Source organism: Vibrio sp. R10-SG3-ISO3, assembly GCF_059834225.1.
This window is the reverse complement of the sequence record NZ_JCBDHE010000034.1, coordinates 20,503-40,177: the sequence shown is the minus strand read 5'-3', so window position 1 is coordinate 40,177 and position 19,675 is coordinate 20,503. Positions and strand designations below refer to the sequence as shown.

General features: G+C 51.3%; 23 protein-coding genes. 14 read left to right on the top strand and 9 right to left on the bottom strand.

Features of this window, described 5'->3' with window-relative positions; translation table 11 throughout:
• Positions 1-92: 92 nt before the first annotated feature.
• Positions 93-674 carry an FMN-dependent NADH-azoreductase gene (locus tag AC6R1A_RS08205; protein ID WP_500630934.1) on the bottom strand — a complete coding sequence of 194 codons (582 nt, stop codon included), beginning with the start codon at positions 672-674 and terminating at the stop codon, positions 93-95.
• Between the two features lie 181 nt (positions 675-855).
• Complete coding sequence (locus tag AC6R1A_RS08200) at positions 856-1,059, bottom strand: hypothetical protein (protein ID WP_334553147.1); 204 nt, start codon at positions 1,057-1,059, stop codon at positions 856-858.
• 183 nt (positions 1,060-1,242) lie between these two features.
• Here AC6R1A_RS08200 and AC6R1A_RS08195 point away from each other — a divergent pair, with 183 nt between their 5' ends.
• The 3 genes from AC6R1A_RS08195 to AC6R1A_RS08185 are packed head-to-tail and all read left to right on the top strand — an operon-like array spanning position 1,243 to position 3,537.
• On the top strand, positions 1,243-2,643 hold the full coding sequence (locus tag AC6R1A_RS08195) for an AlkA N-terminal domain-containing protein (RefSeq protein WP_500634175.1): 1,401 nt from the start codon (positions 1,243-1,245) through the stop codon (positions 2,641-2,643).
• The gene (locus AC6R1A_RS08190) at positions 2,640-3,137 is read left to right on the top strand and encodes a methylated-DNA--[protein]-cysteine S-methyltransferase (RefSeq protein WP_500634176.1); all 498 of its coding nucleotides are present in this window, start codon (positions 2,640-2,642) and stop codon (positions 3,135-3,137) included. The genes AC6R1A_RS08195 and AC6R1A_RS08190 overlap by 4 nt, the downstream gene beginning before the upstream one ends.
• Before the next feature lie 4 nt (positions 3,138-3,141).
• A complete protein-coding gene (locus AC6R1A_RS08185) occupies positions 3,142-3,537 on the top strand; it encodes a hypothetical protein (RefSeq protein WP_500634177.1) in 396 nt (131 codons plus the stop codon).
• Positions 3,538-3,580: 43 nt separating this feature from the next.
• On the opposite strand, the gene nhaD is transcribed toward AC6R1A_RS08185, so the two are convergent.
• Both nhaD and AC6R1A_RS08175 read right to left on the bottom strand, forming a co-directional pair.
• A complete protein-coding gene (gene nhaD / locus AC6R1A_RS08180; RefSeq protein ID WP_500625430.1) occupies positions 3,581-5,011 on the bottom strand; it encodes a sodium:proton antiporter NhaD in 1,431 nt (476 codons plus the stop codon).
• A gap of 225 nt (positions 5,012-5,236) precedes the next feature.
• Positions 5,237-6,541, bottom strand: coding sequence for a dicarboxylate/amino acid:cation symporter (locus AC6R1A_RS08175; RefSeq protein ID WP_500634178.1), 1,305 nt, complete (start codon positions 6,539-6,541; stop codon positions 5,237-5,239).
• A 431-nt stretch (positions 6,542-6,972) separates the two neighbouring features.
• On the opposite strand from AC6R1A_RS08175, the gene AC6R1A_RS08170 reads away from it, so the two are divergent.
• Positions 6,973-7,596: a LysE family translocator gene (locus AC6R1A_RS08170; RefSeq protein WP_500625560.1), complete on the top strand. Its 624-nt coding sequence runs from the start codon at positions 6,973-6,975 to the stop codon at positions 7,594-7,596.
• A 14-nt stretch (positions 7,597-7,610) separates the two neighbouring features.
• Positions 7,611-7,889 (top strand): hypothetical protein, encoded by a 279-nt coding sequence (locus AC6R1A_RS08165; protein WP_334553157.1) that lies wholly within the window; start codon positions 7,611-7,613, stop codon positions 7,887-7,889.
• Positions 7,890-7,983: 94 nt separating this feature from the next.
• Here AC6R1A_RS08165 and AC6R1A_RS08160 read toward each other — a convergent pair whose 3' ends face one another.
• The gene (locus AC6R1A_RS08160) at positions 7,984-9,159 is read right to left on the bottom strand and encodes an MFS transporter (RefSeq protein ID WP_500625561.1); all 1,176 of its coding nucleotides are present in this window, start codon (positions 9,157-9,159) and stop codon (positions 7,984-7,986) included.
• Between the two features lie 218 nt (positions 9,160-9,377).
• On the opposite strand from AC6R1A_RS08160, the gene yegS reads away from it, so the two are divergent.
• The 6 genes from yegS to AC6R1A_RS08130 all read left to right on the top strand — a co-directional run bounded on the left by yegS (position 9,378) and on the right by AC6R1A_RS08130 (position 15,428).
• A complete protein-coding gene (gene yegS / locus AC6R1A_RS08155; protein ID WP_500634179.1) occupies positions 9,378-10,295 on the top strand; it encodes a lipid kinase YegS in 918 nt (305 codons plus the stop codon).
• A 117-nt stretch (positions 10,296-10,412) separates the two neighbouring features.
• Positions 10,413-12,539 (top strand): alpha-galactosidase, encoded by a 2,127-nt coding sequence (locus AC6R1A_RS08150; protein WP_500634188.1) that lies wholly within the window; start codon positions 10,413-10,415, stop codon positions 12,537-12,539.
• Between the two features lie 96 nt (positions 12,540-12,635).
• Positions 12,636-13,517 (top strand): LysR family transcriptional regulator, encoded by an 882-nt coding sequence (locus AC6R1A_RS08145; RefSeq protein WP_500634180.1) that lies wholly within the window; start codon positions 12,636-12,638, stop codon positions 13,515-13,517.
• Positions 13,518-13,572: 55 nt separating this feature from the next.
• A complete protein-coding gene (locus tag AC6R1A_RS08140; RefSeq protein WP_334553164.1) occupies positions 13,573-13,896 on the top strand; it encodes a heavy metal-binding domain-containing protein in 324 nt (107 codons plus the stop codon).
• A 53-nt stretch (positions 13,897-13,949) separates the two neighbouring features.
• The gene (locus tag AC6R1A_RS08135) at positions 13,950-14,423 is read left to right on the top strand and encodes a YaiI/YqxD family protein (RefSeq protein WP_334553165.1); all 474 of its coding nucleotides are present in this window, start codon (positions 13,950-13,952) and stop codon (positions 14,421-14,423) included.
• A 48-nt stretch (positions 14,424-14,471) separates the two neighbouring features.
• Positions 14,472-15,428: a LysR family transcriptional regulator gene (locus AC6R1A_RS08130; protein WP_500630925.1), complete on the top strand. Its 957-nt coding sequence runs from the start codon at positions 14,472-14,474 to the stop codon at positions 15,426-15,428.
• A gap of 3 nt (positions 15,429-15,431) precedes the next feature.
• Here the strand turns inward: AC6R1A_RS08130 and AC6R1A_RS08125 are convergent, their stop codons facing one another.
• Positions 15,432-16,241, bottom strand: coding sequence for an SDR family NAD(P)-dependent oxidoreductase (locus AC6R1A_RS08125; RefSeq protein ID WP_500634181.1), 810 nt, complete (start codon positions 16,239-16,241; stop codon positions 15,432-15,434).
• Between the two features lie 202 nt (positions 16,242-16,443).
• Positions 16,444-16,923: a fasciclin domain-containing protein gene (locus AC6R1A_RS08120; protein WP_500628207.1), complete on the bottom strand. Its 480-nt coding sequence runs from the start codon at positions 16,921-16,923 to the stop codon at positions 16,444-16,446.
• Positions 16,924-17,102: 179 nt separating this feature from the next.
• Here AC6R1A_RS08120 and AC6R1A_RS08115 point away from each other — a divergent pair, with 179 nt between their 5' ends.
• Both AC6R1A_RS08115 and AC6R1A_RS08110 read left to right on the top strand, forming a co-directional pair.
• A complete protein-coding gene (locus tag AC6R1A_RS08115; protein ID WP_500634189.1) occupies positions 17,103-17,408 on the top strand; it encodes a DUF6482 family protein in 306 nt (101 codons plus the stop codon).
• 143 nt (positions 17,409-17,551) lie between these two features.
• Complete coding sequence (locus AC6R1A_RS08110) at positions 17,552-17,788, top strand: HP1242/YdcH family protein (RefSeq protein WP_334553188.1); 237 nt, start codon at positions 17,552-17,554, stop codon at positions 17,786-17,788.
• 149 nt (positions 17,789-17,937) lie between these two features.
• On the opposite strand, the gene arfB is transcribed toward AC6R1A_RS08110, so the two are convergent.
• A complete protein-coding gene (gene arfB, locus AC6R1A_RS08105) occupies positions 17,938-18,351 on the bottom strand; it encodes an alternative ribosome rescue aminoacyl-tRNA hydrolase ArfB (protein WP_500634182.1) in 414 nt (137 codons plus the stop codon).
• Positions 18,352-18,389: 38 nt separating this feature from the next.
• Entirely contained in the window at positions 18,390-18,629 is a 240-nt protein-coding gene (locus tag AC6R1A_RS08100; protein WP_500630921.1) for a hypothetical protein, read from the bottom strand.
• 176 nt (positions 18,630-18,805) lie between these two features.
• Here AC6R1A_RS08100 and AC6R1A_RS08095 point away from each other — a divergent pair, with 176 nt between their 5' ends.
• Positions 18,806-19,654 carry a pirin family protein gene (locus tag AC6R1A_RS08095; RefSeq protein WP_500630920.1) on the top strand — a complete coding sequence of 283 codons (849 nt, stop codon included), beginning with the start codon at positions 18,806-18,808 and terminating at the stop codon, positions 19,652-19,654.
• Positions 19,655-19,675 lie beyond the last annotated feature (21 nt).

Below are 19,675 nucleotides of genomic sequence, written 5' to 3'. Positions count from 1 at the left end.
AAGAAACGAGCTCGATAGAAAAGAAAAACCTCGACGATCCGATTAAGTGAAGCGTCGAGGTTTTTTTGTGTCTAGCAATCGAGAAAGTCGGGTTATACGAGCTCAGCCAATTGAGTAAGTGCTTGCTCACGAGCTTCTGCAGCTGGCTCATCACCCATGTTGAGTGCTTCTGCGTAAACAAACTCAACGTCGGTAAGGCCGATAAAGCCAAGAATCGTGGTGAGGTAACTTTCAATCGAGTTACGAGGTGAATCTTTGTGTAGACCACCGCGTGTTGTGACCACCACGACTTTTTTGTTTTCAAGTAGGCCAACAGGACCGTTTTCCGTGTAGCTGAACGTGACGCCCACACGAGCAATCAAGTCGAAGTAGTTCTTCAGTTGAGTCGGGATCAAGAAGTTGTACATTGGCGCGCCAATCACGATCTGATCGGCCGCTTTGATTTCATCGATCAACTGGTTCGAAAGTGCGAGCACTGCTTTGAGCTCGTCAGATAAATCTTCTGCTGGGCTACGAAGCGCAGTAGCGACGTTAAGGTCAAGAACAGGGATTGGGTTGGCGGCCAAATCACGCTCGATGATGCCTGATTTTCCCTCTAGCACCTTGTCAATGATTTGGTTTGACTGAGAGTGCTCACCCAAGATACTGGATTTTAGAACGAGTGTCTGTGCCATAATTTTATCCTTTCAATGAGGTTCTTAAACTCTAAACACGAATCGCAGAACGGTTAAGTGTGTCTAGCTCGGCTAGTTGATAACCAGTCTATCGCTATGTCAGAGAAAGGATAAGCGGAGAAAACTGAGTGACTCATTCAATTTTTTTGAATGAGTCACTCTCTCAACAACTAGAGGCCATTCAGAGATTCATCAGGCTTTCGATGGACTCTTCAACGCTCAAATGATGGAACGACTGCACATGCGCCCCGTCGGAGGCATCAATCAGAATGTGGTCAATATTGGCTGCGCCATGCGAGTCGATGTAACCGAGCGATTGTTCGACGCTGTCGCAGATCATGGTGATGTTGTCCTTTAGGACAATCGTGCAAGTGTGTAAATTCATAGCCAACTACCTTATTTTTATTGTTCATCTTTTAATTTAGATGAGGTTCGCACTTTCGCCAAGATCTTCATCCCAAAGTTTTCATCCAAAAGTTGACAAGGTTGAGTTCCGAAAATGGCTAGTATTGCGTGTGCAAACCGTTAGACTTTCTCTATGACTTAGCGCCAAGAGAGCAATGGAATAATGACCACAGGTGAAAAAGGACAGGGCGTGTCATCGCCGATGGCGATGCTCGGCCCATTGAGTGTGCACGAATGCCAGCAAGCGAGGTTAAGCCGAGATGCGCGTTTTGACGGTCAGTTCTACATTGGCGTCATAACAACGGGTATTTTCTGTCGTCCGATATGCCCAGCCAACTTACCGAAAGAGGAAAACGTCACCTACTTTCTTGAGCGCGCCCAAGCATTGCAGGCGGGCTTTCGGCCATGCCTACGCTGTCGACCGGACAGTGCGCCGAGTTCGTGGGCATGGAAAGGGGTGGAAACCACATTTCAACGTGCCATCACTCTGATTGAGCAAGGTGAGGTAGACAGTAAGGGATTACCTCATTTATCCGAGCGTCTGGGGATCAGCGATCGCTATTTGCGCAAGCTGTTCGAAAAATACTTAGGGATGTCACCGAAACAATACCTGCAATCGACTCAGCTGCTGTTTGCCAAACAACTGCTCCACTCGAGCTCGATGCCGATTGGGGCGATTGCGTTTGCCAGTGGATTTCAAAGCGTGCGGCGCTTCAACGACGCGTTTAAACAGGTGCTGAAACTAACGCCGAGCCAAGTGCGTCGGCAAGGCAGTGATGCCCAATCGCACTCTGTGATTGATCTTGCGTACAAAGGCCCACTGGATTGGTCGCAAATGCTGGATTTTTATCGTTTGCGCGCAATAGAGGGATTAGAGCAGGTCAGTGACCGCCATTATTCGCGCGTTGTCACTGTCGGTCATCATCACGCTCATATTTGCATTTATCCCCATAAACTGGGCGTGATGAGGGTAGAGTTTGAGCTTGAGGACACACGCTTGCTACGCCCTTTAGTGACTCAGCTAAGACGCATGTTTGATTTGGACACCGACATCACCGCGGTCGAAGCGCATTTGACGGCGATAGAGTCGTCATTGGTTAAGTGTTCTGGGCTGCGAATTCCCGGTGTCTGGGATTGTTGGGAGGCGGGCGTGAGGGCGATTTTGGGTCAGCAAGTGTCCATCAAAGCGGCGATTGGACAGCTTAATTTATTGGCCTCGACCCTCCAACCAGGCGGCGTCACTCACTTTCCAACGCCGGCCGAGGTGGCGAGTGCCGATTTGGCGTTTTTGAAAATGCCGCAAAGTCGCAAGGAGACCCTCTCGCGGTTTGCCCAGTTTATGCTAGAACAACCTCAGGCAGAGCCCGATGAGTGGCTCACCTTGAAAGGCATCGGCCCTTGGACAGTCAACTACGCCAAACTGCGCGGCGCGTCGCAAGCGAACTGCTTTCTTGATACGGATCTGGTGGTGAAAAAAGCGTTGGCGCGCTTTCCTTCTCTCACCTCGACACGCGTCGCCCCTTGGGGGAGCTACGCCACTTTTCATTGTTGGAGCCATGCATGACCACGCACAACGAGCAAACTCAATACGTCTACACCACCATGACCAGTCCTCTCGGTGAGATGGTTTTACAAGCCACTCGTGAGGGGTTGACTGGAGCGTGGTTTGAAACACAGACTACTCAGCCAGAAAATTTAGGCCAGCGCAGCGATTCTGATCCTATACTGACTAAAGCAATCAAACAGTTAGAGCAGTACTTTGCCAATCAGCGTGACAGTTTTGACCTGCCTCTCGCCGCGCAGGGCACGCCATTTCAACGTCAAGTTTGGCAAGCGCTAACGACGATACCTTTTGGTAAAACGTGGAGCTATCAGCAACTCGCCGATGCCATAGGCAACCCTAAAGCGGTGCGCGCGGTGGGGGCGGCGAACGGGAAAAACCCTATTTCGATCATTGTGCCTTGTCATCGCGTAATAGGTAAGAGTGGCAAATTAACGGGTTATGCGGGGGGCGTGGAGCGTAAGGCGTCTCTCTTGAAATTGGAAAGTACGAGGTAAGGTTATGGTTGGTCGACAATGCAATTGGGGGATGAGGGTACTGCTGGCGTCACTGGTTCTTGTCGGCTGTTCAGAAGATGACGCTGAGCGTTACCTCAACAAGCAAACCTATGAGTTTGTCGGTGAATACGAAAACCAGTACAACGACGACGTGCTGCGCTTTAATAATGCGATGGTGACCTTTATTAAAGCGGGGCAACCGAACTTAGAAAAGAGTTTTAATGTCGAGGGCAATCAGTTGTTCATCCAAATGCGCAACAACTCAAAAGAGCAGCGAGAAGACATCGTGATGCGTATCCACGGCAACAATGAATTGCTGACGTGCAGCGTGTGCGCGAAATATCAGTTGGCGAGCATCTGGCAAAAGCGCGGTGCGCAGCCTTTGCCAGTGAAGCCTTAATTTTGTCTGTTACGCGCGCTAGAGCGTTTAGAACGTTAAAACGTTAGAACAAGCCCCCATTGAGCGCCATGTGGCAGACGATACTCGCGATATAACCAAGCGCAATAACCGGCATCCATTTGAGGTGACCAAAGAAGGTGTACTTACCGTGCGCCGCCCCCATCAAGGCTACCCCCGCCGCAGACCCTATTGAGAGTAAGCTACCACCGACACCGGCGGTCAGTGTGACCAGTAGCCAGTTACCCATCGACATACTCGGCTCCATGGTGAGTACCGCGAACATCACAGGAATGTTATCGACGATGGCTGAGAGAATCCCCACCATGACGTTGGCCCACATGGGATCCCACTGGGTGTACATCACCTCAGAAATCACGCCTAAGTAGCCGAGCAAACTTAGCCCTCCCACACACATCACGACGCCGTAGAAGAACAATAAGGTGTCCCACTCCGCGTGAGAGACGCGGCGAAACACATCAAACGGGACGACAGACCCGAGGCGCTTGAGTGCGTAATCATCACGGTTCGCAATCGCGCGCGCGGCTTTTTTGTGTAACGAGGTCTTGAGGGTTTTTCGAAGAAAAAAGCCAAAAAACTGCAAATAGGCGAGCCCCATCATCATGCCCATCACCGGTGGGAAGTGCAGCACCGCATGAAAGGCCACTGCCGTCGCGATCGTCAGAATAAACAGCCCGACAATACGGCGCGCGCCGCGTTTGAGCTCAATGTGCTCATGTACCACGTTTGGCTTACTATTGGGCACAAACAGCGACATGATGAATGCCGGAATAATGTAGTTGATCAGTGAAGGGACAAACAGCGGCATAAACTCAGCAAAGGAGACATGCCCCGCCTGCCACACCATCAGGGTGGTAATGTCACCAAATGGGCTAAAAGCGCCGCCTGCGTTGGCGGCAATAACGATATTAATACAGGCTAAATTGATGAATTTAGGGTTATTGCCCGCCACTTTCAGTACAACGGCGCACATTAGCAGTGCGGTGGTTAAGTTATCGGCAATCGGTGAGATAAAGAAGGCGAGTATCCCGGTCAGCCAAAACAGCGCGCGGAAATTAAAGCCTTTGCCCACCATCCATGCTTGCAGCGCATCAAACAGTCGACGTTCTTCCATCGCGCTGATGTAGGTCATGGCGACCAATAAGAACAGTAACAGCTCAGCGTATTCGAGCAGGTTATGTTCCAGCGCGGCTTTGGCGACCTCTATCTGATCGTGCTGAGAATAGACGTAGCCAATCATGGCCCAAATGATACCCGCAGCCAACAAGACCGGTTTGGACTTTCTCAGCTGCAAGTACTCTTCGAGCATCACCAAGGTATAGGCCATCGCAAAGATCAGCAGCGCGGCGTAACCTATGGTCGATTGGGTAAGAGGCAGTGTGTCATGGGCGGTGGAAGCAAGGGTCGGAAAAGGGAGCAACAAAAGGGCAAATAGGGCTGACCAATGCAATTTCATACTTTCACTCCTTGAAAGAGTTGTTATAGAAAGATAGCGAGAATGTTGAGTCCCTATTTTAAAGAGTTATCAGATGGGGATGTGTGAGATAGATTGGATATGCCTGAATTTGAATGAGTTATTGTCGACGTTTGACTAAATGGGTAGATGAGAAAGCAAAAGCCTCAAACCGAGGTTTGAGGCTTTTGGCGTACTTTCATTGCCCAAGGTCCGCGAGATGAGCGGTTAGGCTTCAACCTGCTTGAGATGAACCTCTTCCTCTTTTACGCCCGCTTGAGGGTCGTTAAAGCGTGTCTCATCCAGTGCGTCTTCCGATTTCGCGACGATGACCGTCACTGCGCTATCACCGGTAATGTTGACGGCGGTACGGATCATATCCAGCAAGCGGTCGACACCCATGATAAGGGCGATACCTTCCAGCGGCAGACCGACTTGGTTAAGGACCATCGCCAGCATCACGAGACCAACACCTGGTACGCCTGCTGTGCCGATAGACGCCAGTGTTGCGGTCATGATTACCATCAAGTAGTCACCCATGGTGAGGTCGATGTTAAAGGCTTGTGCGATAAAGGCTGTCGCGACACCTTGCATGATGGCCGTACCATCCATGTTCACTGTCGCGCCTAGCGGCACCGTGAATGAGGAGACGCGGTTTTCCACGCCCATGCGGTTTTTCACCGTTTCCATCGTGACCGGAATGGTGGCATTTGACGATGCGGTCGAAAACGCAAACATGACCGCGTCTTCCATCTTCTTCAAGAAGGTGATTGGACTCAGACCGGTGAAGCCTTTCAGCATCACGCTGTAAGTGACTAAACCGTGCAAAATCAAGGTGCCAGCAAGGACAAGGAAGTACTCCGCCAAATTGATGATGGCGCTAAGGCCCAGACCAGTAAACAGTTTCGCCATCAAGAAGAACACGCCAAACGGCGCCAAGTTCATCAAAATCGCCACCAGTTTCATGATCACTTCATTGAGATCAGAGAAGAACGCCGCAATGCGCTCACCTGGCTTGCCCGCCGCGCTGATGGCAACGCCAAATAACACCGCAAACACGATCACTTGCAGAGTTTTACCTTCTGCCATTGCGCTGATTGGGTTGGTCGGGAACATGTTAATGATCACCTGGCCCAGTGATGGTGCTTCGGCGGACTGGAATGAGCTTGCTGCCGTAAGATCAGCGCCTGCACCTGGTTGGAACAGGTTACCCATGGTCAGCGCAAGCGTGATGGCAACCGCCGTGGTGACAATGTAAAACCCTAAGGTTTTGCCGCCCATGCGGCCCAGTGTAGAAAGATCTTTCAGTGAGCTTGTGCCACACACCAGTGAAACAAAAACGAGAGGAACAACAAGCATTTTTAAGCTGGCAACAAATATTTGGCCACCAACTTCAAACAGTCCATTGACGATGTATGTGTCGACAAATCCGTTGTCGGCAAAGAGGGTGCGAATTGCAAATCCTGTCAAGATACCTGCAACCATACCGAAAATCACTCGGCCGGTTAGCGACATGGGTTTCTTGGTATTCATAGTGAACACTCCTTATAGTTATGCGCCTAAAATTCACTTTAAGGCGGGCAGGGAGGTTAGCAGGCAGGATGAAAAATCAGAAAGCGAAAAAGCGCTGACGATAAGGAGATGTGACCTGGGTCACTGCTATTTGTCAGTATTTAACGCCAGGTTAACGTCTTAATGTAAATTAATTGACGTATTTTTATTGTTTTTAACAGTTAAAATCCCGACCATTAATACTTGGCTTCTTCTCACCGCATGGGAATAGAGACGATGTGTCCACTTGATTGATTTAGAAAATGCATAGATAAGCATATTTTATTCACTTTATTGCCTATGTCGGCGTAATCGCCGTGAACAGCGACCTTAGGTGCATTTTTGTCGAGCCTCGCAAGAAAAATCTTGTTACTCTCACCCCTATAGAATGACATCATCAGGCTTTTTTCATGATCAACACCGCTTTATTAGGGATGTTTATTCCCACTTTCTTTTTTGTCTCTATTACGCCCGGCATGTGCATGACATTGGCGCTGACGCTGGGGATGAGTATTGGTTATCGTCGTACCTTGTGGATGATGGTGGGCGAGTTGATCGGCGTGGGCTTGGTGGCAGTGGCGGCGGTGCTCGGTATCGCCGCGGTGATGCTCAATTACCCATGGCTATTTACCGCGCTCAAGGTGCTCGGGGGCGGTTATTTGTTCTATTTAGGGATTCAGATGTGGCGTTCGAGAGGCAAGCTCGCTTTAAATCTTGATGAGACGGTCGAATCAGCCCCTCACAGTGACTGGGATTTGGTGGTACAAGGTTTTGTGACCGCGATTGCCAACCCGAAAGGCTGGGCGTTTATGATTTCTCTGCTGCCTCCTTTTATCGATCAATCGGTGGCGCTGACACCGCAATTGGTGGTGCTGGTATCGATCATTCTGCTGTTTGAGTTTGTTTGCATGACGCTCTACGCCACAGGTGGTAAAGGCTTGAAACGCATGCTAGGTCAATCGCATAATGTCCGATTGATGAACCGAATAGCGGGCACCTTAATGATGGGTGTCGGTGTTTGGTTATGGGTGAGCTAGGACAAAGGAGCCATATGTTGGGATCAATCGGTCAGTGGTGGACGTCGACCAAATCCGAATTGCGTGAGGTGCTGGAGTTCCAGTCCCGTGTCTGGGTGGTGAATGTGTTCTCAGGGCGCAACAAAGGTGAGGCGTTTATCGTCAATGAAGACAGCTTTAACGAGCCAATGCAATGGATGAAACGCAAAGGTTACCCTAGCGAGCAGTTAGCGAGAGTGAGTGAGATGAAGCGCTCTCAGGTGCTTGAGATAGAACTCTCGAACGTTAAACATCGCGTGATGCGAGTAAAGTAAACCAATCAGGCCAGCGTAACGCTGGCCTGATTGGTTTTTGGTTGGTCATTATGGCTCGCCAAGAGAGTGGAGCCTCTTGGTTATCGAGAGGGCGTTAGATTTTTGCCCATTGAGTTCGGCGGTCTAGCGCGCCGCTAAAGCGAGTCAGCAGGAGTGCCAGAGCGACAACAATAGCGCCGACCCAAGGTGTGTTCATCAGCCCAGTTTGTTCAACGACTAAACCCCCACCCCAAGAGCCCAGAGCGATACCGACGTTAAAGGCCGCGATGTTGAGTCCGGAGGCGACGTCTACGGCATCAGGCGTATAACGCTCGGCTAAGTTCACCACGTACACTTGTAGCCCCGGGACGTTACCAAACGCAAACGCACCCCAGATAAGAATTGTCACCACCGCGGCAATCGGTTCGTAAGCGGCAAAGTTGAACACCAAAAGTACGGCGCCAAGGCCAGTGAAAATGATCGTTAGCGCTTTGATGGGCCCCATGGTATCGGCCATCTTTCCACCCCAAATGTTGCCAAACGCGACAGACACGCCATACACCAACATGATGAGGCCGACAGAGCTGGCTTCAAAGCCGGACACTTCCTGCAAAATGGGCGCAAGGTAGGTGAACGCGGTAAAGGTGCCGCCATAACCCAGTGCCGTGATCGCATAGACCAGCAGTAAGCGAGGCTGAGTCAGTACGCTCAGTTGTGCGGAGAGTTTGGTCGCCGGAGGCTGTTTCAGATTACTGGGCACCAAAAGCGCACTTCCTACCCAAGCGATGAGACCCAAGATGGCGACGATCAAGAAGGTCGCTTGCCAGCCAAACGTCTGACCGATGTAGGTGCCAAGAGGCACTCCCGTCACCAAGGCGACCGTGAGGCCAGTAAACATGATCGCGATGGCGCTGGCGGCTTTCTCTTTGGACACCAAACCTGTGGCGATGGTCGAGCCAATCGAGAAAAACACGCCGTGAGCAAGACCCGTTAGGATCCGAGCTGCCACCAGGGTGTTGTAACCTGGCGCTTGCCAAGCCAGTAGGTTACCCGCGACAAACAGGGCCATGACGGTCAATAGTACCGTCTTACGGGGCCAGTTTCCCGTCAGCGCGGTCAGCACAGGTGCGCCGACGGCAACGCCAAGGGCGTATAAGCTGACCAGCAGACCGGCTGAGGGCAGCGAGACCGATAGGTCAGCGGCCATGGTTGGGATCAACCCGACGATGACAAATTCAGTGGTGCCGATGGCAAACGCACTGAGGGTTAGAGCAAAAAGAGCAATAGGCATACTTTCATTCTCAATGATGTGTTCAGTGGCGGCCATTATCGAGCTGAATTCTTTTGTGAAAAACAGCACCTTTTGCAAATAACTTTTGTCAAAATTATGGGTAATTAACGGTGAACTGACCGGTGAGGCTTTTTCGTCGGCGATGTTATTCTCTATAATCGAGCCATAAGCCTACGGATTTAGCGTCACCTCTGCCAAGACAACTACAGGACACTGACATGACCACTCGACTACTACTCAACGGAAAAAAAGCGGCGCAACAAGATATTCGCGATGCGGTGATGGCCCTGCGCAAAGAAGGCCACACGCTCGAAGTACGGCCAACATGGGAAGCAGGAGATATTGAGCGCCTCGTGTGCGAAGCCGCTGAGCAGCAGGTCACCCGGGTGATTGCAGGAGGCGGTGATGGGACGGTGAATGAAGTGGTCGATGCACTTCTCAAACATCAACTGGCGTTGGAGGTGGCGGTGTTACCACTTGGCACGGCCAATGATTTTGCCACGGCCTGTCATATTCCGACCGATTCCCCGTATCAAGCCCTCAAGCTGGCGCTTAGTGGAGAGAGTTACCGTGTGGATGCCGCCAAAGCCAACGAGCGTCACTTCATTAATATTGCGACCGCGGGTTTTGGCGCGCAGGTGACCGCCAATACGCCGGTGGCGCTGAAAAACTTCTTGGGCGGCGGCGCGTACACGCTGTCGGGGTTGTTGCAGGCGATCAATTTTCAGCCTTTTGAAGGCACAATTCGTTTTGATGACAATACGCGCGAAGCCGGTGTCGTGGTGGGGGCGGTGTGCAACGGTCGCCTAGCCGGTGGCGGCCAAGAGCTGGCACCCAATGCCTATATTGATGATGGGTTGCTCGAAGCGGTATCGATTGAAGCCTTTAGCGCGGCCGACATCCCTGTCGTGCTCAGTGAGCTTCAGCAGCAAGGCGATGGCGAGACGCAATTTATTCATCGTAAACAGGTCAAGCGCATTGAATGGCTCTCCAGCCAAGTTATGCCGATCAACCTCGATGGTGAGCCACTCTCTTGCCCCGAAGTGGTGATGGAAGTGTTACCGCAAGCCCTCGCCCTTGTACTACCAGAGAGCACGCCGGTATTAAGCCGTCATCAAAAGCGTAATAACGCCTAGGCTAAATAGGAGGGGATGGATGCGAATGTAAACGTTTCCATCTTTTTGCCTCTGCTCACAGAATCACAGCGTGGTTGCGTTATGATATTCGGCTCAATTCATACAAAGGATGTCATGATGGAGCCAACGCAACGCATAGAATTAGTCGGGTCGCGCACGCAACTGCTGGTGGAGATCGGTGAGGTCGCCGAAGTCTTGCACTGGGGTAAACGTCTGCTAAGTCCAGAGCATGGGTTGCCTAACGCCTCTTTGGCGCTGCAACGCCCGGTGCCGTTTGGCCGTCTTGATAAGGATGTGCCGGTCTCTTTGCATCCCGAACTGGGGCGCGGATCGTTTGGCTCGCCTGGCCTTGAAGGACACCGTCATGGTCTAGCGTGGGCGCCGGTTTTCTCTCTTACCCACTGCGAACATGACTTACATTCACTGACACTCATCTACCAAGACGCACAGGTTGAGCTGCGTTTAACCATTGACGTGCATCTTGGTGAGGATGACGTGCTCAAAACTCGTCAAACGGTCACTAATTTAGCGCAGGGCCCCTATTGGGTGACGCGCTTTGCTCATACCTTACCACTCGATAGGCGCGCTGAAGAACTGCTCACCTTTCATGGTCGCTGGGTTAATGAATTTCAAACCGAGCGCCTTACGCTCCATCACGGTGGTTACCAACAAGAGAATCGACGCGGGCGCACCTCGCATGAGCACTACCCGGCGCTAATCGCGGGCACACCAGGCTTTGGTGAGCTTTCGGGTGACGTATGGGGCTTTCATCTGGCATGGAGTGGCAATCACCGCCTGCGAGTGGACGTCAAAGCGGATGGGCGGCGCGTAATGCAGACCGAAGCGCTCTATTTACCGGGCGAAATCGCACTGGCTGAAGGAGAGTCGATATCCACCCCTTGGCTCTATGCTACCTACAGTGAGCAAGGGCTGAGCCGCATGAGTCAGCAGTTCCATCGCCATGTGAGAGAGCAGATTGTCGCCCGTTCAGTCACACAACAGTCTCGGCCTATCCATCTCAATACGTGGGAGGGGATCTATTTCGATCATGATCCCCAATACATCAAACAGATGGCGACTGAAGCGGCACGTATGGGCGTTGAGCGTTTCATCATTGACGACGGTTGGTTCAAAGGGCGCAACAACGACAAAGCCGCATTAGGCGATTGGGTGTTGGATGAGCGTAAATACCCCGAAGGGCTGACGGACATCGTCAAGCACGTCAACGAACTAGGCATGGAGTTTGGTCTTTGGTTTGAACCTGAAATGATCAACAAAGACTCGGATCTCTATCGTCGCCACCCCGAGTGGTTACTGGCGGTGGAGGGCTATCATCAGCCCACCGGCCGTCATCAATATGTGATTGATTTACAAAACCCTGAGGCGTTTGATTACCTATTTGAGCGTTTGGATCATTTTCTCTCCAACTATGCGATTGCCTACATCAAATGGGACATGAACCGAGAAGTGGTCCAACCGGCTCATCACGACCGCGCCGCTGGGCATAAGCAGGTCGAGCGGTATTATCAACTGGTTGATAAAGTGCGCGCTGCCCATCCGCAGGTGGAGATCGAATCTTGCGCTGCAGGCGGTGGGCGGATTGATTTTGAAGTGCTCAAGCGCACCCATCGATTCTGGACGTCTGACAACAACGACGCGCTCGAGCGACAAACCATTCAACGCGGCATGAGCTTGTTGTTCCCGCCAGAAGTGATGGGGAGCCATATTGGATCTGGCCACTGTCACAGTACCCGCCGCAGGCACAGTATCGAGTTTCGCGGCCTCACCGCGCTGTTTGGTCACATGGGGATAGAGCTTGATCCCGTTTCTGAACCTGAGCAAGAGAAAGCGGGATTTGCCCGTTATGTGGCGCTGCATAAGCAGCTTCGTCCGCTGCTTCACCATGGCGTTAACTGGCGTTTACCCACCGAAGATAGTGCGCACCAAGCCTACTGCGTTGTTGCAGACGATCAATCGCAAGCGGTGGCCGTAGTGGCGCAACTGGCTATGCCTACTTATGCACTGAGCGGCCAATTAAGATTTGCAGGGCTGGACGACAGTGCTCAATACCATGTCAGTTTGCTTGATAAGCCCCTCAACTTTGACACCATGGTGTGCCGTCAGCCCCCTTGGACAGCACAAGGTTGTACCCTGTCCGGCGCGTGGTTACATCAAGTGGGTTTAGCAGTGCCGATATTGGATCCTGAAAGTGCGATTTTGATTGCGCTCACGCGGGTGGACTAGCGTTCTACGTGTCAAGTTCGTGGTGGGTTTACAGTGTAAAGCCAGCGCGGACTTCGCTATACTCTGGGCATTCGTAGTCACCACTTTAGGTCTGACATGCTGACACGCTCCGATGATTTACAAATATTGCTCAGTGTCGTCGATAGCGGCGGTTTTTCAGCGGCGGCTGACGCGCTCAACATCCAAGTGGCGCGTGTCTCTCGTGCGGTGAGCAAGATCGAGCAGCAACTTGGTGTGTCCATCCTTAATCGCACGACGCGCCGTGTTGAGCTTACGGTAGAAGGCAAACTGTTCGTCGATTCGGTTCGCCAAGGGTTACAGCTGATTGGTCAAGCCGAAGCGGATTTGATGTCTCGCGGTGAGTTGCCCAAAGGGCCATTGCGCGTTGATGCGGCCAGCCCGTTTGTGTTTCACCAACTTGTGCCGTTGATTCAATCGTTTAAAGTCGCGTATCCCGATATCGAGCTCGAACTGACGTCCAATGAAGGTTATGTCGACTTACTGGAAAAACGCACGGACGTTGCGATTCGTATCGGCCACCTTAAAGACTCCACTTTACACGCCAGTCCGCTCGGCAAAAGCCGACTCTATATAGTCGCTTCGCCAGATTATCTCGCGCGTTATGGCACGCCCACTCGCGTCTCACACTTATCCTCTCACCAGATCATTGGTTTTACGGCGCCGAAAGTGCTCAACCATTGGCCACTGAAAGGACTAGAGCCCATCGCGCCGACGCTTCGTAGTGCGAACGGAGAGACGGTGCGTCAGTTGGTACTCGCGGGGAATGGCATTGCGTGTCTCTCCGGTTTTATGGTCAATCAAGATTTGGCGAATGGCGCCTTGGTGTCTTTGTTGGAGGAATGGCGAGTGGAAAATACCGCGCGCGAGCAGGTCAACGCGGTGTATTACAAATCTTCCCACGTCGCCAAGCGCATTTCGGCGTTCATTGAATTTATCAAACCCCGTTTGACACTTTAGGCGGCAGCGCCATTGATGTCAGCGAAGGGCACTTAAGCAAGGTAAGGAGAACCGTATGATCAAAACTACTACCTCAGTGGTTGAGGGCAAACCTGTTGACGCCTATCTTGGCGTTGTGGTCGGAGAGGCAATATTAGGTGCCAACATCTTCAAAGATATGTTTGGTGCCATTCGAGACGTCGTAGGCGGTCGCTCTGGTGCTTACGAGCGAGAAATGGGCCGCGCTCGAGAAATCGCTTTTGCCGAGATGGAGCAACACGCGCAGTCTCTGGGCGCCGATGGTATTGTCGGTATCGACATCGATTACGAAGTGATTGGCAGCGGCGGCAGTATGATGATGGTCAGTGTTAGCGGTACCGCCGTTAAATTTCGCCAATAACGCGCGATAACTTTTTATTCGCGATAACGTAAATTAATGAGGCAATCAATTTGATGAAAATATGGGTGGATGCGGATGCGTGTCCTGTGGTGATCCGCGATGTGCTTTACCGCGCGTCGCAACGCACTGGCGTCGAAGTGACGCTCGTCGCGAACCAGTTTATACGCACGCCAGCGTCACCAAAGGTGAACATGTTGCAAGTTCAGCAAGGGTTTGATGTGGCAGACAATGAGATTGTTAAGCGTTGCCAAGCGGGCGATTTGGTCATCACCAGTGACATCCCTTTGGCCGACGAAGTGATCACTAAAGGCGCACAGGCGCTCAACTCGCGCGGTGAAATGTACAGCAAAGAAAACATTAAAGCGCGCTTGAACATGCGCGATTTTATGGACACCATGCGCAGCAGCGGCGTCCAGATGGGCGGGCCACCGCCACTTAGTCAGGCGGATAGGCAGCAATTTGCTAACCATCTCGACAAATGGCTGGTCCATTGGCAACGTTCGGTCAAGGCCACAAAACCCGAGTAGGCTTTGCTTACCCAACAATCAGTTTACTCAACATCAAGAGGAGGGGGGATGTCTCTGGTCAATCAATTGGCGCTGTTTATCGATGTGGTGCAGCAAGGCTCATTTACCAAAGCGGCGGCGCTTCATAATATGGATAACTCCTCGCTCTCCAAGCAAATTAAAAAGCTTGAGAGTGAGCTCGGTGTGCAGTTACTCAATCGCTCCACGCGTTCCTTTTCGTTGACGCCGGCGGGGGAGGAGATCCTAGAGCAAGCGCATAATCTGCGTAAAACGGTAGAAGACGTCAAACTGATTGCCGACACCTACCATGCTGAGCCCAAAGGACGCATTCGTATTACGGCGCCTTTGCACATTGGTCAGCAATATTTGCAACCGGTGATCAACGCGTTCATGCGCCGTTACCCAGAGGTGGAAGTGACGCTGCTGATGGACGACAAACGCTCAGACATTATCTCTGAGCATTTTGATGTCGCATTTCGTCTCGGAATCTTGCAAGACTCAAGCTTGATCGCCAGTAAAATCGCAGAGATTCGCCCGGTGATCCTCGCCTCTCATGACTTCATTGCCCAGCATGGCGAGCCTTGCTCACCACAAGAGTTGGTGCGCCTGCCTTCTGTGGTCTACAGCAACGGCTCAGTGACCATTGACACAGTGCGCTTAGGGGCAATGTCCGACGCCTCCGATCTGCACAGTTACAAAATGCAAGGGCGATACAAGGTTAACGACGTCCGCACTCTACTCGATGCCGTGCAAGCGGGGCTCGGTTACGTGATGATCTCATCCAGTAACTTAACCCAGTCTGTCGAAACCATGAACCTCACCCCGTTGCTGACCGATTACCGGCTATGTAACCAAGGCACAGCGCTGTATGCCCTCTATCCCCATCGCAAACAAACGGTATTAGTGCGCGAGTTTATTCAAGCCGTCAAAGCCTTTATCGGCCTGCCACCGATTTGGGAGCAGCATATTGAAGGCTTTGAGGGGATGTATCTTGGTAAGGGGTGACTGTTAACGCTCGACTATCCCTTCTATCGCATCGATCACCGCCTGCACCTTTCTATCATCTAGTGCATCTGGATGAGGCTGCGCAAAGGCTTCAATATCGTTGTCGTAGTAGCGTCCGCCTGCGCCTCTGAAGGCGTCATCTAGGCTGGCGCTAACGAGAATGTCGGCGCCAAGGGAGAGATCGCCACCTGCAATACCAAACGCCTCTTTGACCATTTTGCTACCGAGCAGTGATTTCGGGTTAACCGAGACAATCATTGGCCCCGAGTGTCGATGTGCTTCACCCAGTGCGCGAGACCACATGGTAATCGCTAGCTTGCTTTGCGCGTAAGCCTCTCTGTCAGACAAGTGACCTTTTCCTTGCAGGGCTTCAATGCTCACACTGGCTTGCGCTGCAGAAGAGAGGTTCACTACGCGCCCATGGGCAGGAATGAGTGGCAACAATCCTTGGGTCAGCAGATAAGGTGCGACCGTATTGACGGCAAAGCGAATATCGAGGCCATCGGGCGTTTTGTCCGCTGGCGCGTTGAAGATACCTGCGTTGTTGATCAACACGTCAAGTGGTGTCTCTCCCAGTGTGGCGCTCACTTGTTCAATCAATCGCTGCACATCGCTGAGGACAGAAAGATCGGCGATAAAGGCTGTGAGTGTGGTGTTATGTTCTTGATTAAGCGTTTCAACCACTTTGGCGAGCTTGTCAGGGTTGCGGCCATGAACCAATACGCGATGCCCTTGCTTTACAAGTTGGCTTGCAGTCAATAGACCAATACCATCGGTCGCGCCTGTGATTAGAATAACTTTTTGTTCGTTCATGATTGTGCTCCGAAGGTAAGTGATGACAGTGCTATTGTGCACAAAGGCGGTGTTAGATGCATTAGCCGAGGCGCCCAATCATTATGGACAGTTTGTTCCAAAATGAGCAACCAGCAGTGATGAATATAGCTGTGGCCTACGTGATTCAAAAGGCACAAAAAAACGGCGCAGAGCGCCGCTTTGAATAAAATCTTCTGGTTACCTATTTTGGCATAATGACCGTATCAATCACATGAATGACGCCGTTGCTTGCCTTGACGTCAGTCATGACAACGTTAGCGTTATTGACCATCACTTTGTCACCCATCACTTTAATCATCACATCTTGGCCTTGGACGGTGGTGGCTTTATCCATTTTGACGACATCGGCAGCCATCGCTTTCGCTGGAATGACGTGGTAGGTCAAAATAGATACGAGTTTGTCTTTGTTCTCAGGCTTGAGAAGCATCTCTACTGTACCTTCAGGCAGTTTGGCGAACGCGTCGTCGGTGGGCGCAAGTACCGTGAAAGGACCGTCCCCTTTCAATGTCTCTACCAGTCCTGCTGCTTGGACAGCGGCGACCAGTGTGGTGAAGCTACCATTCTCTACGGCGACATCGACAATGTCTTTTTTCATGCCGTGGTGGTTAGCGTTTGCAGTCGACATCATCAAAAGGCTGCTCATAGCGATAACGAACGTCATTAGTGTTTTGCGAATCATAACGAATGTCCCTGTGTTGTGTTGGATTCGCTGGTTGATACGTGTGCAGTTTGGCACCGATCAGGATTATTTTTTAAATTTTTCTAAGCTGAACTTTTTCTCGTGACCGACGTAAAGACTAGTTTAATCGCATGCAAGTAAAGTCGGTAAAAGAGGTGGACATGGAGATGCCATTGAGCAAGTTGGAGCAGTTTTTTTATCTCGATAAACTGATTATTCACTCACTGGATCTGGCACTTTATCAAGCCAGTGTCGAAGTGGATGGCGAGCGATACTCTGTGATGGACAATTCTGGCAAGCGCTTAGTGACACACTCATTAGTGGAGATGCAAAAGCGCTGTCGAAAACTCAATGCGACGCAGCAGGTTCTCAAACACGAGAGTGCGTATGATGAGATGGTGGGTGGGCCTGAGAAAGGATCGACCAATGCACTCGAGGTGCCACTCAAAGATCATCAACTCTACTAAGGCGTCTTTGCGGTTAAACCCGAGTTTATCACCGAGTGATAATGGATCGGATCCTGACAAATCGATGAATGTCCCATTTCTGATCGGTAAGAGGTGCTAAGGTTAAAAAATGTACAACACAACCGACAGGACGAGGTGCAAATATGCTAGGTGAAGACCATTCTCTACTCAAAGAGTTTCCAGAGCATAAGGATGACATTTTATCGCTCGCAGAAACCGACCTAAACTTCAACGACCAGATGAAAGAATACAACGCCATCGACAAACAAATACGTACCCTCGAACTCCGAGACTCTCCTATCAGCGACGAAGAAATGCACACTCTCAAATTGCGTCGCGCGCAAATGAAAGACGATTTATTCCAACAACTTCATAAATAAAGCCGCCCATACCTGATGATGTGAGCGAGCGGCATTGCGTATTGCTCCGACTTGGGTAGATCTAAGCTCCATGTCATGCGTGGAGCTTTGTTGATCCGTAGGCCTGTCTTTCTCCGAGTCACCGTTTGTATAAGCGATGTTACGGTGCGCTAGAACGAGGGTTTACCGCGTAGCGCCTTGGTACTGGCCTTGATGCCTTTGGCTTTCAGACGGCGCTCTTTGGAGGCGCGGGTCGGTTTGGTTGGGCGGCGTTTCTTTTGTACCACCATCGCGCTGCGGATCAGGTCGGCTAGGCGGGTCAGGGCATCCTCACGATTTTGTTCTTGGGTGCGATACTGCTGCGCCTTAATGGTAATCACGCCCTCTTTTGAAATGCGAGAGTCCGAAAGCGTCAACAGACGCTGTTTGTAGACATCGGGCAAGGTAGAGCGTTTGATGTCAAACTGCAAGTGAATGGCCGATGACACCTTATTCACGTTCTGGCCGCCAGAGCCTTGAGCGCGAATGGCGGTTAATTGGATTTCCCAGTCACTCAAGGTGACGGTATTGGATATAACTAACATGACAATACAGTGAACCGACAGCGCAGAAGCTGTTGTGGCTACTTAAATTCTTCTCCGTGGTTATCAAGTGTCAGATGCCCGCACGTTTGGCACTGCTCGTAACGATCAATCAATTCTAACGAGGCCAACGCCGGGCCCACGACCATACCGCTAAAAAAGCCAGAGAAAAAGGCTTTTACGGTTTCTTTTCGGCTTTTTCCATACGGCGAGGGCTTTTGCTTGATGCACTCTTTGTACTCGGTTTCACTCTGACATTGCGGGCAGAATCGAAGACTCATATCGGTCGCTCCCTATTCCCTATGCTAACTGGCTGGATAGTAACGACTTATTGCGATGGCAGTGGCGAGAGATCTCTCATTATTCAAAAATTTCGAATATCTAGCTCAACCTGACCGAGTCTTCTTTAGTGATAAGAGGCGATACACTGTTTTCATCGCCTAACAGGAGACCTGTGATGACCACCCAACGACAAATTCGCCAACTGATCCCTGCCCACGCCACCTCTGACGGCGATGGTGTGAAAATTCAGCGTGTCGCTGGATTTAACAACACGGCATTTTCTCCATTTTTGATGATGGATGAACTGAAATCTGATCAAAAAGCCGATTATGTCGGTGGGTTTCCACCTCATCCGCACCGTGGTATTGAAACCCTGACTTACATGATGAAAGGGCACTTCCAGCACCGTGACCACATGGGCAACGTTGGAGAGCTACGCAGTGGTGGTGCTCAGTGGATGGCCGCAGGCCGTGGTGTGATCCACAGTGAGATGCCGATTATGGAAGAGGGCGATCTGCATGGTTTTCAAATCTGGATCAACCAGCCCGCCAAGAACAAAATGCAGCCTGCCAAGTACTTTGATTTTCAGCCAGAAACCATTACCGAGTATGTCGGCAAGGATTCAGGTCTGTTTCGTATCTTAGCGGGTGAGATTGAGATTGACGATGAGGTGCAGCGAGGGCCACTGACCGATACGGGTGTACCCCTGTCCGTGACAGACTGGCGCACCCAAGCTGGTCAGCAGGTCACCATTGGCACACCGGCACATCACAATATGATGCTGTTTGTCTATCAAGGAGAGATCCAATTGGGTGGCCAGTGCGTAAACCAAGGTGAAATGGCTCTGTTGACTCTTGGCGACTCGGCATCCTTGATCGCCAACAAAGATTCTGGCGTTTTGTTGTTCGTCGGTGAGCCCATCAACGAACCGGTCGTGCATTATGGTCCCTTTGTGATGAACAGCATGGCAGAGATTGAACAAGCAGTACGCGACTACAATCAGGGTGTATTTGAGACCTATTGATTAGGTCGTAAAGCTCATGGC

Bases quoted from the DNA above. Each gene is read 5' to 3' on its own strand.
- AC6R1A_RS08110 (WP_334553188.1), top strand. From the start codon at position 17,552: ATGCTAGGTGAAGACCATTCTCTACTCAAAGAGTTTCCAGAGCATAAG.
- AC6R1A_RS08190 (WP_500634176.1), top strand. From the start codon at position 2,640: ATGACCACGCACAACGAGCAAACTCAATACGTCTACACCACCATGACC.
- AC6R1A_RS08095 (WP_500630920.1), top strand. From the start codon at position 18,806: ATGACCACCCAACGACAAATTCGCCAACTGATCCCTGCCCACGCCACC.
- AC6R1A_RS08185 (WP_500634177.1), top strand. From the start codon at position 3,142: ATGGTTGGTCGACAATGCAATTGGGGGATGAGGGTACTGCTGGCGTCA.
- AC6R1A_RS08135 (WP_334553165.1), top strand. From the start codon at position 13,950: ATGAAAATATGGGTGGATGCGGATGCGTGTCCTGTGGTGATCCGCGAT.
- AC6R1A_RS08115 (WP_500634189.1), top strand. From the start codon at position 17,103: ATGGAGATGCCATTGAGCAAGTTGGAGCAGTTTTTTTATCTCGATAAA.
- AC6R1A_RS08120 (WP_500628207.1), bottom strand. From the start codon at position 16,923: ATGACGTTCGTTATCGCTATGAGCAGCCTTTTGATGATGTCGACTGCA.
- AC6R1A_RS08150 (WP_500634188.1), top strand. From the start codon at position 10,413: ATGGAGCCAACGCAACGCATAGAATTAGTCGGGTCGCGCACGCAACTG.
- yegS (WP_500634179.1), top strand. From the start codon at position 9,378: ATGACCACTCGACTACTACTCAACGGAAAAAAAGCGGCGCAACAAGAT.
- nhaD (WP_500625430.1), bottom strand. From the start codon at position 5,011: ATGAAATTGCATTGGTCAGCCCTATTTGCCCTTTTGTTGCTCCCTTTT.
- arfB (WP_500634182.1), bottom strand. From the start codon at position 18,351: ATGTTAGTTATATCCAATACCGTCACCTTGAGTGACTGGGAAATCCAA.
- AC6R1A_RS08205 (WP_500630934.1), bottom strand. From the start codon at position 674: ATGGCACAGACACTCGTTCTAAAATCCAGTATCTTGGGTGAGCACTCT.
- AC6R1A_RS08165 (WP_334553157.1), top strand. From the start codon at position 7,611: ATGTTGGGATCAATCGGTCAGTGGTGGACGTCGACCAAATCCGAATTG.
- AC6R1A_RS08125 (WP_500634181.1), bottom strand. From the start codon at position 16,241: ATGAACGAACAAAAAGTTATTCTAATCACAGGCGCGACCGATGGTATT.
- AC6R1A_RS08130 (WP_500630925.1), top strand. From the start codon at position 14,472: ATGTCTCTGGTCAATCAATTGGCGCTGTTTATCGATGTGGTGCAGCAA.
- AC6R1A_RS08100 (WP_500630921.1), bottom strand. From the start codon at position 18,629: ATGAGTCTTCGATTCTGCCCGCAATGTCAGAGTGAAACCGAGTACAAA.
- AC6R1A_RS08195 (WP_500634175.1), top strand. From the start codon at position 1,243: ATGACCACAGGTGAAAAAGGACAGGGCGTGTCATCGCCGATGGCGATG.
- AC6R1A_RS08175 (WP_500634178.1), bottom strand. From the start codon at position 6,541: ATGAATACCAAGAAACCCATGTCGCTAACCGGCCGAGTGATTTTCGGT.
- AC6R1A_RS08140 (WP_334553164.1), top strand. From the start codon at position 13,573: ATGATCAAAACTACTACCTCAGTGGTTGAGGGCAAACCTGTTGACGCC.
- AC6R1A_RS08160 (WP_500625561.1), bottom strand. From the start codon at position 9,159: ATGCCTATTGCTCTTTTTGCTCTAACCCTCAGTGCGTTTGCCATCGGC.
- AC6R1A_RS08145 (WP_500634180.1), top strand. From the start codon at position 12,636: ATGCTGACACGCTCCGATGATTTACAAATATTGCTCAGTGTCGTCGAT.
- AC6R1A_RS08200 (WP_334553147.1), bottom strand. From the start codon at position 1,059: ATGAATTTACACACTTGCACGATTGTCCTAAAGGACAACATCACCATG.